Below are 11,953 nucleotides of genomic sequence, written 5' to 3'. Positions count from 1 at the left end.
AGAGGAGCCCGCCCTACTTGAATCTCAGAACAGCCCGCCCTCTGTAGGAGCGAGCTTGCTCGCGAAGAACTTCAGGACACCGCGTTTATCCAGGATAAACGCGTGATCGTTGACGTTCTTCGCGAGCAAGCTCGCTCCTACAGAGTGAGCGGCCCGTTCACACTATCAAGCCTGCGCTTGACCTTCAGCCAGGAAGAACCAGGTTTCCAGTACGGAATCAGGGTTCAGCGAAACACTTTCAATGCCCTGCTCCATCAGCCACTTGGCGAGGTCCGGATGGTCCGAAGGACCCTGACCGCAAATGCCGATGTACTTGCCAGCCTTGTTGCACGCGGCAATGGCGTTGGCCAGCAGCTTCTTGACCGCCGGATTACGCTCATCGAACAGGTGCGCGATGATGCCGGAGTCACGGTCCAGGCCCAAGGTCAGTTGGGTCAGGTCGTTGGAGCCAATGGAGAAACCGTCGAAGAACTCGAGGAATTCTTCAGCCAGGATGGCGTTGGACGGCAGTTCGCACATCATGATGATGCGCAGGCCGTTTTCGCCACGCTTCAGACCGTTTTCCGCCAACAGATCGATGACCTGGCTCGCTTCGCCCAGAGTGCGGACGAACGGCACCATGATTTCGACGTTGGTCAGGCCCATCTCGTTGCGCACGCGCTTGAGAGCACGGCATTCGAGTTCGAAGCAGTCACGGAACGATTCGCTGATGTACCGCGAAGCGCCACGGAAGCCCAGCATCGGGTTTTCTTCTTCCGGCTCGTAGAGCTTGCCGCCGATCAGGTTCGCGTATTCGTTGGACTTGAAGTCCGACAGACGCACGATGACTTTTTTCGGTGTGAACGCAGCAGCCAGGGTGCTGATGCCTTCAACCAGCTTCTCGACGTAGAAACCGACTGGATCGTCGTAGCCGGCAATGCGCTTGTCGACGCTGTCCTTGATGTCCTGCGGCAGCCCGGCGTAGTTCAGCAGCGCCTTGGGGTGCACACCGATCATGCGGTTGATGATGAACTCCAGACGGGCCAGGCCCACACCTGCGTTCGGCAGTTGCGCGAAGTCGAAGGCGCGGTCCGGGTTGCCGACGTTCATCATGATCTTGAACGGCAGATCAGGCATGGCATCGACGGAGTTTTTCTTGATGTCGAAGCCCAGCTCGCCTTCGAAGATGTAGCCGGTATCGCCTTCAGCGCAGGAAACGGTGACGCCCTGGCCATCTTTCAACAGCTGGGTGGCGTTGCCGCAACCGACCACGGCCGGGATGCCCAGCTCGCGAGCGATGATCGCCGCGTGGCAGGTACGGCCGCCACGGTTGGTGACGATGGCGCTGGCGCGCTTCATGACCGGTTCCCAGTCCGGGTCGGTCATGTCGGAAACCAGTACGTCGCCTGGCTGGACCTTGTCCATCTCGGACACGTCCTTGATGATCCGCACTTTGCCGGCGCCGATGCGCTGGCCGATGGCGCGACCTTCAACCAGCACGGTGCCGGTTTCTTTCAACAGGTAACGTTCCATGACGTTGGCCTGGGTGCGGCTCTTCACGGTTTCAGGACGGGCCTGAACGATGTAGAGCTTGCCGTCGTCGCCGTCTTTGGCCCACTCGATGTCCATCGGGCACTGGTAGTGCTTCTCGATGATCATCGCTTGCTTGGCCAGTTCGCTGACTTCGGCGTCGCTCAGGCAGAACCGTGCGCGATCAGCCTTGTCGACGTCGATGGTCTTGACCGATTTGCCGGCCGTGGCGACTTCGCCGTAGATCATCTTGATGGCCTTGCTGCCCAGGTTGCGACGCAGGATGGCCGGGCGACCGGCTGCCAGCGTGCCTTTGTGGACATAGAACTCATCCGGGTTCACCGCGCCTTGAACAACGGTCTCACCCAGGCCGTAAGCGCCGGTGATGAACACCACGTCACGGAAGCCCGACTCGGTGTCGAGGGTGAACATCACGCCCGCGGTGCCGGTTTCGGAACGAACCATGCGCTGCACACCGGCCGACAGGGCCACCAGCTTGTGATCGAAGCCCTGGTGCACACGGTAGGAAATGGCGCGATCGTTGAACAGCGACGCGAACACTTCTTTGGCAGCGCGAATGACGTTTTCGACGCCACGGATGTTCAGGAAGGTTTCCTGCTGACCGGCAAAAGAGGCGTCCGGCAAGTCTTCGGCGGTAGCGGAAGAACGCACGGCCACGGCCATGTCAGGGTTGCCGGCCGACAGCGTGGCGAACGCGGTGCGGATCTCGGCGTTGAGCTTCTCGGGGAACTCGGCTTCCATGATCCATTGACGGATCTGGGCGCCGGTCTTGGCGAGGGCGTTGACATCGTCGACGTCCAGGGCGTCGAGGGCGGCATGGATCTGATCGTTAAGGCCGCTCAGTTCCAGAAAATCACGATAAGCCTGAGCTGTCGTGGCAAAGCCACCGGGCACCGATACACCGGCACCTGCAAGGTTACTGATCATCTCGCCCAGGGATGCGTTCTTGCCCCCCACGTGCTCAACGTCGTCTTTGCCGAGCTTGTCGAGGGAAACTACGTACTCTACCAAGGTGATCTCTCCACTAACTGTGTTGGAAAAGCTCAGAAGCCGGCTGCTCAAAAGGAGCGTTTGCCAGCTGTATGGCCTGGACCTGGAAAATAAGTGAGAATGCGGGCCACTGGCGGCCAGCAAATCGCGCCTATCATATCCAAGATTCGTCACTAGCTTAAGGCCCAAGGTGCAAATGAAACGATCTGCTTTCTTTATTTCCGACGGCACCGGCATCACAGCCGAAACCCTCGGCCAAAGCCTTCTGGCGCAGTTCGAAAACATTACCTTCAGCAAATTCACGCGACCGTACATCGACAACGTGGATAAAGCGCGGGCCATGGTACAACAAATCAACAAAGCCGCCGAAACCGACGGCTTCCGGCCCATCATTTTCGACACCATCGTCAATCAGGACATCCGTGAGATCCTCGCAACCTCCAATGGTTTCATGATCGACATTTTCTCGACGTTCCTGGCGCCGCTCGAGCAGGAACTGACCGAGCATTCTTCCTATACCGTCGGCAAATCCCATTCGATCGGCACCAACTCCAATTACATGGAGCGCATCGAGGCGGTGAACTTTGCCCTGGACAACGACGACGGTGCCCGCACGCACTACTACGACAAGGCCGACCTGATTCTGGTCGGCGTGTCGCGTTGCGGAAAGACACCGACCTGCCTGTACATGGCCATGCAATTTGGCATTCGCGCGGCCAACTATCCGCTGACCGAAGACGACATGGAACGCCTGCAACTTCCGGCGGCCCTGCGCGCCCACCAGCACAAGCTGTTCGGCCTGACCATCGACCCCGACCGCCTCACCGCGATTCGCAATGAGCGCAAGCCCAACAGCCGTTACTCGAGCTACGCCCAGTGCGAATTCGAAGTGCGCGAAGTGGAAAACCTGTTCCGCCGCGAGAACATTCCGCACATCAACTCCACGCATTTTTCGGTGGAGGAGATCTCGGCGAAAATTCTGGTGGAGAAAGGCGTGGAGCGGCGCTTCAAATAATTCTGTTTTGCCTGCCAGGCCGCCATCGTCGGAACGCCGCCCGGGGCAAGCCCAGCTCCCACAGGGGTCTTCAGTGAACACGCTCTTTGTGTACAACAGAGAACCTGTGGGAGCCGGGCTTGCCCGGGCGGCGTTCCGACGATGAACGATCACACAGTCTCGTTGAGTGCCGCTGCCAACGCCTGAAATCCACCGACCAGCAACCGATCATCCCCTGCCGAATTACACACACTCGCCCGAATACATTGCGGCACCGCCGCATGCCCCACCGCAAACGCCTCCGCTGTCGCCACCAGATAGTTTTTTTCCTTGAGCTCAGCGGCGATTTGCGAAGCCCGCCAAGGCTCGGGCACCTCGATCCAGAAGTGCGGACTGTGGGCATCGGACGTATAGACCAGCCCCTCCAGCGCGCCACTGACCAGCTCTTTGCGCCGGAAAATTTCCGCAATCTGCTGACCCAACAGCTGCTCGGCGGTCCCATTTTCTATCCATCGGCTCGCCACCTCCATTGCCAATGGATTCGCCATCCAGCTTGTCCCACGAACCGCCGCGTGCAAACGCCCGATCAACGGTTGTGGCGCATGTAAAAAACCGATCCGTAAACCCGCCGAAACCGCCTTGCTCAGGCTGCCGATCAACACCGAGCGCTCCGGGGCGAAATCACTTAGCGGCAACGGGCGTTGTCGTGCCAAAACGGCGTGAGCCTCATCTTCGAAAATCAACAAATTGTACTGCCGACATACTTCGGCAATCGCCGCCCTTCGTGGGACGGACATCACTGCAGCGGTTGGATTCTGAAGGGTCGGCGTGCAGTACAACGCAGACACCCGATGCTGACGGCAAATGTCCTCCAGCGCCGAGGGCAGCAATCCTTCGCCGTCCATCTCGGCGCCAATCAGCTTGATCCCCAGTTGGCGAGCGACGCCAATCAATCCTGGGTAAGTCAGATGCTCAGTCACCAGGGTGTCGCCAGCCTTGAGCAAGCCCATCAGTGCGCATAACAGGCCGTGCTGGCCGCCGTTGACGCACACGACTTGTTCGGCGCTCGGGACAAATGCCTGATGACTCAGCCACCGCGCACCGGCCTCCCGATGCCTCAGTAGACCACTCTCAGCGGTGTACCCGGTCAACTGCTGCAAGGTGCGTGGATCATCGGCCAGCGCTTGCAGGCTTTGGCTCAGGAAGCCAGCTTCCTGCCCCGGGATTGGTTGGTTCCGACTCATATCGAGGAAGACTTGCGGTTCATCGCTGACATTACGAAACCCGCTGTCTCTCGGCCGTTCCATCCCACGTTGACGGACGTAAGTGCCGTCTCCTACACGAGCGACGACCAATCCCACGCGCTCCAATTCGCCATAGGCTCGGCTGATCGTGCCGATGGTGACACCCAGGCTATCGGCCAGCAGCCGATGGGGCGGCAGCTTGCTACCCGCATCGATCAACCCTTCTTCGATTCCTTTCTGAACAGCGTCGGCCAGGCGTTTGTATTTCACGCCCACCCCATTGGCGAGGCCGTCGCGCAGGATTGACACCATGGCAATACTTACTTTGACAGTCATTGCAGCCCCGAATAGCGTGCTTGAAACAGGTTCAATCAGGGATAAACCTATTCCGCCATCAGGTCAATTCCAGCTTTCAGGGAGCTACATCATGTCCATTGCCATACCTGCCACTTCAAGCACTGCGAAACAACGGATGGCCGCATGGGTGACCAGTGCACTGTTCCTGATTGTTTGCCTGAGCTGGGGCACGACCTGGTTGGGGATCAAGATTGCGGTCGAAAGTGTGCCGCCACTGACGGCTGCGGGCCTGCGCTTCCTGATTGCCTTTCCGTTGTTCTTGAGTTTTGCGCTGATGCGTCGTGAGCCGCTGCTGTTTCCGAAGAAAAGTCGCTGGTTTTTCGTGTTCGTCACGCTGTCGTATTTCAGCCTGCCCTACTACTTGCTGAACTACGGCGAGATGCACGTTTCGTCCGGACTGACAGCGCTGCTGTTCAGTTGCATGCCCGTGTTCATCCTGATCTTTTCCGCACTGTTTCTGCGGGAGAAAATCTATCCGTCACAAGTGTTGGGGATCGCCATCGGCTTTGGCAGCCTGTTCATGATCATTCGCGGCCAGGGCCTGCATCTGGATCACGCGGAGCTGTTGGGTGTGCTGGCGATTCTAGGCGCGGCGGTGATGCATGCGCTGTGCTACGTGGTCACCAAAAAACACGGCAGCGCCATCAGCGTGATCACCTACAACACATTGCCCATCGGCATTGCCGGGCTGATGCTGTTTGTGGCCGGCCTGCAATTTGAAACCCCCGTATTTTCCGACATAAGCCTGCGCTCATGGAGCGCCCTGCTCTACCTGGGACTGGTGGCGTCGGTGGGTGGATTCATTGTTTATTTCCTGCTGCTCAAACGGCTGAGCCCGATCATTTTGTCGTTTGTTTTCATCATTTTCCCGGTGTTCGCTGTGATCATCGGCGCCTGGTACGAAGGGCACAGTATTTCGCGGGAATTGATCCTGTATTCGGCGATCCTGCTGGCGGGATTCGCCATCACCAAAATGCCTGTGGAAAAGTGGCTGAAAGCCTGAACACGCTTCCCTGTAGGAGCTGCCGCAGGCTGCGATCTTTTGATCTTGGTTTTAAGATCAAAAGATCGCAGCCTCGTTTCACTCGACAGCTCCTACAGGGGAATTGGCGTCAAATCACGAACAGGTCCACGAAGCGGTTGACGGGGGTTTTCTCCAGCGCAGCCTGATCCTTGCACAAGGCAAAGATCTCGGCACTGCGCTGAGCAGTAAACCGCGTCGCCAGGTTGGCCTTGAACTTGTCTTCCAGCAGCGGGATACCATCGGCGCGTCGACGGCGGTGGCCAATCGGGTATTCCACCAACACATTTTCGGTGCTCGAGCCGTCCTTGAAAAACACCTGGATCGCATTGGCGATGGAGCGTTTGTCGGGTTCCAGGTACTCGCGGGTGTACTGCGGATTTTCGACGATGACCATCTTGTCGCGCAGCACATCGATGATCGGGTGCGCCGCGTGGAAATCATCTTCGTAGTGTTCGGCCACCAGATTGCCGAACGCCAACGGCACCGCGGTCATGTACTGAATGCAATGGTCGCGGTCAGCCGCGTTGGCCAGCGGGCCGACCTTGGAAATGATGCGGATCGCCGACTCATGGGTGGTGATGACGATCCTGTCGATTTCATGCAGGCGATTTCGCACGTGCGGATGCAAGGTCACGGCCGCTTCACAGGCCGTCTGCGCGTGAAACTCAGCGGGGAAACTGATCTTGAACAGCACGTTTTCCATGACGTAGCTGCCATACGGACGCGAGAAACTGAAGGCACGTTTGTCTTGCGGTTTAAGCGCCAGATCATTGTTGGTGTGGCTGAACAGCACGTCGTAAAAGCCCCACTGCCGGGCGGTCAGGACACCGGGAATCCCCATCTCGCCGCGCATGGCGATATCGGCCAGGCGCACACCCCGACTGGTGGCATCGCCGGCTGCCCAGGATTTTCGTGAACCGGCGTTCGGCGCGTGCCGATAAGTGCGCAGGGCCTGGCCATCGGCGAACGCGTGGGACAACGCCGACAACAGTTGCTCGCGATTTGCGCCCATGAGTTTGGCGGTGACCGCGGTCGACGCCACTTTCACCAGAATGACGTGATCGAGACCCACGCGATTGAAGGAATTTTCCAGTGCGATCACGCCCTGAATTTCGTGAGCCATGATCATGGCTTCGAGCACGGCACGGACGGTGAGCGGTGCGTCGCCATTGGCCAGGCGCTTTTGCGAGAGGTGATCGGCGACCGCGAGAATGCCACCGAGGTTATCAGACGGATGGCCCCATTCGGCAGCGAGCCAGGTGTCGTTGTAATCGAGCCAGCGCACGATACAGCCGATGTCCCATGCGGCTTTCACCGGGTCGAGGCGGTAGCTGGTGCCGGGCACCCGAGCGCCAAAAGGCACGACGGTGCCTTCGACGATGGGGCCCAGGTGTTTGGTGCATTCGGGGAAACGCAGGGCAAGAAGGCCGCAACCGAGGGTGTCGATCAGGCAATTGCGGGCAGTGTCCAGTGCTTCTCTGGACTCGATCTTGAAGTTCAGGACGTAGTCGGCAATGTCCTGCAGGACAGTGTCGTAGTCGGGGCGGTTGTTCTGGTCGACGTTGGCGCTCATGTTCGATTCACTCGTGAAGTGGTTCGTTGATGGGACCTCGGTTCAGGTAGACGGTTACATCATTTTTTATTATTGAAATGCGATTCCCCGTAGGAGCTGCGGCACGCTGCGATCTTTTGATCTTGGTCCTGCTGTAACAAAAACCAGATCAAAAGATCGCAGCGTGCCGCAGCTCCTACGGGGGGATGCGCTCGTTAGAAAGAATCACCCGGCACACGGACGTAACCTTCCATCAACACCCGCGCACTGCGGCTCATGATGGCTTTTTTCACGGTCCATTCGCCGTTGACCTGACTGGCTTCGGCGCCGACGCGCAAGGTGCCCGACGGATGACCGAAACGCACGGCATTGCGCTCGGTGCCGCCCGCTGCAAGGTTCACCAACGTGCCGGAAATCGCAGCGGCCGTGCCGATGGCGACTGCTGCAGTTCCCATCATTGCGTGGTGCAACTTACCCATCGACAACGCGCGCACCAGCAGGTCCACATCACCGGCCTTGATCACTTTGCCACTGGAAGAAACGTATTCGGCGGGTTTGGCAACGAACGCGACTTTCGGCGTGTGCTGACGCTTGGCCGCTTCGTCCAGGTCCTTGATCAGCCCCATGCGCAACGCGCCATAGGCCCGAATGGTCTCGAACATCGCCAGGGCTTTCGGGTCACCGTTGATGGCGCCCTGCAATTCAGTGCCGGTGTAACCGATGTCTTCGGCATTGACGAAAATCGTCGGAATGCCCGCGTTGATCAGGGTCGCCTTGAAGGTCCCGACACCGGGTACTTCCAGGTCATCCACGAGGTTGCCGGTCGGGAACATCGAACCGCCGCCACCCTCTTCTTCCGCCGCCGGGTCCATGAATTCGACCTGCACTTCGGCGGCCGGAAAGGTCACGCCGTCGAGCTCGAAATCGCCGGTTTCCTGCACCTCACCATTGGTGATCGGCACATGGGCGATGATGGTCTTGCCGATGTTGGCCTGCCACACGCGAACCACGGCAACGCCGTTGTGCGGAATACGGCTGGCGTCCACCAGACCGTTGCTGATGGCGAACGAACCGACTGCCGCCGACAGGTTGCCGCAGTTGCCGCTCCAGTCCACGAAAGGCTTGTCGATGGACACCTGACCAAACAGATAGTCGACGTCGTGGTCGGCCTTCATGCTTTTCGACAGGATCACGGTTTTGCTGGTGCTGGACGTTGCGCCACCCATGCCGTCGATTTGCTTGTCGTACGGGTCCGGGCTGCCAATCACGCGCAATAACAATGCGTCGCGGGCCGGGCCCGGAACCTGTGCCGCTTCCGGCAAGTCTTGCAGGCTGAAGAACACGCCTTTACTGGTGCCGCCACGCATGTAGGTGGCAGGTATCTTGATCTGCTGTGCGTGAGCCATGGTGCTCGTTACTCCTGACCTTGAAAGAAGACACGGGACTCAAGGTCCCGTGTCTGTGCTGCGTGTGTCAGACGGCGACCGCCGACTCTTCGAGGAAGTCCTGGGCGAAGCGTTGCAACACGCCGCCCGCTTCATAGATCGACACTTCTTCGGCGGTGTCGAGGCGGCACATCACCGGCACTTCGACGCGTTCGCCGTTCTTGCGATTGATCACCAGCGTCAGTTCGGCACGCGGCGTGCGTTCGCCGATCACGTCGTAGGTTTCGCTGCCATCGATGGCCAGGGTGTGACGGTTGGTGCCCGGCTTGAACTCCAGCGGCAACACGCCCATGCCCACCAGGTTGGTACGGTGAATGCGCTCGAAGCCTTCGGCGGCAATCGCTTCCACACCCGCCAGACGCACGCCTTTGGCGGCCCAGTCGCGGGACGAGCCCTGACCGTAGTCAGCGCCGGCAATAATGATCAGCGGCTGCTTGCGGTCCATGTAGGTTTCAATGGCTTCCCACATCCGCATGACCTGGCCTTCCGGCTCGACGCGAGCGAGCGAGCCCTGCTTGACCTTGCCGTTTTCCACGACCATTTCGTTGAACAGTTTCGGGTTGGCGAAGGTCGCGCGCTGCGCGGTCAGGTGGTCACCCCGGTGAGTCGCGTAAGAGTTGAAGTCCTCTTCCGGCAAGCCCATTTTCGCCAGGTATTCACCGGCGGCGCTGTCGAGCATGATCGCGTTCGACGGCGACAGGTGATCGGTGGTGATGTTGTCCGGCAGTACCGCCAGCGGACGCATGCCCTTGAGCGGACGTGCACCGGCCAATGCGCCTTCCCAGTACGGCGGACGACGGATGTAGGTGCTCATCTCGCGCCAGTCGTACAGCGGCGTCACTTTCGGGCCGGTGTCTTCGTGGATGGCGAACATCGGGATGTAGACCTGGCGGAACTGCTCCGGCTTGACCGATGCCTTGACCACCGCATCGATCTCTTCGTCGCTCGGCCAGATGTCTTTCAGACGGATTTCCCGACCTTCGGCATCCAGACCCAGCACGTCTTTTTCGATATCGAAACGGATGGTCCCGGCGATGGCGTAAGCCACCACCAACGGTGGCGAAGCGAGGAACGCATTCTTGGCGTACGGGTGAATCCGGCCATCGAAGTTGCGGTTACCAGACAGTACGGCGGTGGCGTACAGATCGCGGTCGATAATCTCTTGCTGAATCACCGGATCCAGTGCACCGGACATGCCGTTGCAGGTGGTGCACGCGAACGCCACCACGCCGAATCCGAGCTGCTCGAGTTCGTCGGTCAGGCCGGCTTCATCGAGGTACAGCGCGACGGTTTTCGAACCCGGCGCCAGGGACGACTTCACCCATGGCTTACGGGTCAGGCCGAGCTTGTTGGCGTTGCGCGCCAGCAGGCCGGCGGCGATCACGTTGCGCGGGTTACTGGTGTTGGTGCAGCTGGTGATGGCGGCGATGATCACCGCGCCATCCGGCATCTGGCCCGGCACGTCATCCCACTGTCCGGAGATGCCTTGAGCCGCGAGATCGGACGTCGCGACGCGGGCATGCGGGTTGCTCGGGCCTGCCATGTTGCGCACCACCGAGGACAGGTTGAAGGTCAACCCGCGCTCGTATTGCGCACCTTTCAGGCTGTCAGCCCACAGACCTGTGGTCTTGGCATAGTGCTCTACAAGCTGCACCTGCTCGTCTTCACGACCAGTGAGTTTGAGGTAGTCGATGGTCTGCTGGTCGATGTAAAACATCGCGGCAGTGGCGCCGTATTCCGGGGCCATGTTGGAGATGGTTGCGCGGTCGCCCAACGTCAGCGCGGAAGCGCCTTCACCGAAGAATTCCAGCCATGCACCGACCACTTTTTGCTTACGCAGGAACTCGGTCAGTGCCAGCACCATGTCGGTGGCGGTGATGCCCGGTTGCAGCTTGCCGGTCAGCTCAACGCCGACGCTTTCTGGCAGACGCATCCACGATGCACGACCGAGCATGACGCTCTCGGCTTCCAGACCACCGACACCGATGGCGATCACGCCCAGCGCATCAACGTGCGGGGTGTGGCTGTCGGTGCCGACGCAAGTATCAGGGAACGCTACGCCGTCACGCACCTGGATCACCGGAGACATTTTCTCCAGGTTGATCTGGTGCATGATGCCGTTGCCCGGCGGGATCACGTCGACGTTCTTGAACGCCTTCTTGGTCCAGTTGATGAAGTGGAAACGGTCTTCGTTGCGACGGTCTTCGATGGCGCGGTTTTTCTCGAACGCCTCTGGATCGAAGCCACCGCGCTCAACGGCCAGGGAGTGGTCGACGATCAGTTGAGTGGGCACTACCGGGTTCACTTGCGCCGGATCACCGCCTTGCAAGGCGATGGCATCACGCAGGCCGGCGAGGTCGACCAGAGCGGTCTGGCCGAGGATGTCGTGGCACACCACGCGAGCAGGAAACCAGGGGAAATCGAGGTCGCGCTTGCGCTCGATGAATTGCTTGAGGGATTCGGTGAGCGTGGCCGGGTCACAGCGACGCACCAGGTTTTCCGCCAGCACGCGGGAGGTATACGGCAGGGTGTCGTAGGCGCCAGGTTGAATGGCTTCGACAGCCGCACGGACGTCGAAGTAATCCAGATGGCTGCCAGGCAGTGGTTTGCGGAATTCAGTGTTCATCGTCAGGACTCGGTCACGGTGGTTACAAAAGGTGGGGCCTGGCACCGACGCTGATCTGAAACCGATCCGTGTAGGAACTGCCGCAGGCTGCGATCTTTTGATCTTCAAAAAGCAACATCAAAAGATCGCAGCCTGCGGCAGCTCCTACAGGGTCACCGGTTCATTCAATGACCTGTGCAGGCGCTGCCACC

7 protein-coding genes are annotated in these 11,953 nt (G+C 59.5%); 2 read left to right on the top strand and 5 right to left on the bottom strand.

Annotated elements, in window-relative coordinates; translation table 11 throughout:
• Positions 1 to 165: 165 nt before the first annotated feature.
• On the bottom strand, positions 166 to 2,541 hold the full coding sequence (gene ppsA, locus AC3ZVB_RS02155) for a phosphoenolpyruvate synthase (RefSeq protein ID WP_162438316.1): 2,376 nt from the start codon (positions 2,539 to 2,541) through the stop codon (positions 166 to 168).
• A 175-nt stretch (positions 2,542 to 2,716) separates the two neighbouring features.
• Between ppsA and ppsR the strand changes: the two genes are divergently transcribed.
• Entirely contained in the window at positions 2,717 to 3,535 is an 819-nt protein-coding gene (gene ppsR, locus AC3ZVB_RS02150) for a posphoenolpyruvate synthetase regulatory kinase/phosphorylase PpsR (protein WP_162438315.1), read from the top strand.
• Between the two features lie 149 nt (positions 3,536 to 3,684).
• Here ppsR and AC3ZVB_RS02145 read toward each other — a convergent pair whose 3' ends face one another.
• Positions 3,685 to 5,094 (bottom strand): aminotransferase-like domain-containing protein, encoded by a 1,410-nt coding sequence (locus AC3ZVB_RS02145; RefSeq protein WP_490145650.1) that lies wholly within the window; start codon positions 5,092 to 5,094, stop codon positions 3,685 to 3,687.
• Between the two features lie 136 nt (positions 5,095 to 5,230).
• Between AC3ZVB_RS02145 and AC3ZVB_RS02140 the strand changes: the two genes are divergently transcribed.
• Positions 5,231 to 6,118, top strand: coding sequence for a DMT family transporter (locus AC3ZVB_RS02140; protein WP_490145683.1), 888 nt, complete (start codon positions 5,231 to 5,233; stop codon positions 6,116 to 6,118).
• 109 nt (positions 6,119 to 6,227) lie between these two features.
• Here the strand turns inward: AC3ZVB_RS02140 and prpD are convergent, their stop codons facing one another.
• The 3 genes from prpD to acnD all read right to left on the bottom strand — a co-directional run bounded on the left by prpD (position 6,228) and on the right by acnD (position 11,762).
• Entirely contained in the window at positions 6,228 to 7,712 is a 1,485-nt protein-coding gene (gene prpD, locus AC3ZVB_RS02135) for a 2-methylcitrate dehydratase (RefSeq protein ID WP_162438313.1), read from the bottom strand.
• Positions 7,713 to 7,906: 194 nt separating this feature from the next.
• Complete coding sequence (prpF, locus tag AC3ZVB_RS02130) at positions 7,907 to 9,097, bottom strand: 2-methylaconitate cis-trans isomerase PrpF (protein WP_162438312.1); 1,191 nt, start codon at positions 9,095 to 9,097, stop codon at positions 7,907 to 7,909.
• Between the two features lie 67 nt (positions 9,098 to 9,164).
• Positions 9,165 to 11,762 carry a Fe/S-dependent 2-methylisocitrate dehydratase AcnD gene (gene acnD, locus AC3ZVB_RS02125; RefSeq protein WP_162438311.1) on the bottom strand — a complete coding sequence of 866 codons (2,598 nt, stop codon included), beginning with the start codon at positions 11,760 to 11,762 and terminating at the stop codon, positions 9,165 to 9,167.
• Positions 11,763 to 11,953: the final 191 nt, after the last annotated feature.

This window comes from Pseudomonas sp. MDV22-iso1, from assembly GCF_058145095.1.
Note: the sequence above shows the minus strand (reverse complement) of the source record. Positions and strands in the feature narration are given on the sequence as shown.

Bases quoted from the DNA above. Each gene is read 5' to 3' on its own strand.
- prpD (WP_162438313.1), bottom strand. From the start codon at position 7,712: ATGAGCGCCAACGTCGACCAGAACAACCGCCCCGACTACGACACTGTC.
- acnD (WP_162438311.1), bottom strand. From the start codon at position 11,762: ATGAACACTGAATTCCGCAAACCACTGCCTGGCAGCCATCTGGATTAC.
- prpF (WP_162438312.1), bottom strand. From the start codon at position 9,097: ATGGCTCACGCACAGCAGATCAAGATACCTGCCACCTACATGCGTGGC.
- AC3ZVB_RS02140 (WP_490145683.1), top strand. From the start codon at position 5,231: ATGGCCGCATGGGTGACCAGTGCACTGTTCCTGATTGTTTGCCTGAGC.
- AC3ZVB_RS02145 (WP_490145650.1), bottom strand. From the start codon at position 5,094: ATGACTGTCAAAGTAAGTATTGCCATGGTGTCAATCCTGCGCGACGGC.
- ppsR (WP_162438315.1), top strand. From the start codon at position 2,717: ATGAAACGATCTGCTTTCTTTATTTCCGACGGCACCGGCATCACAGCC.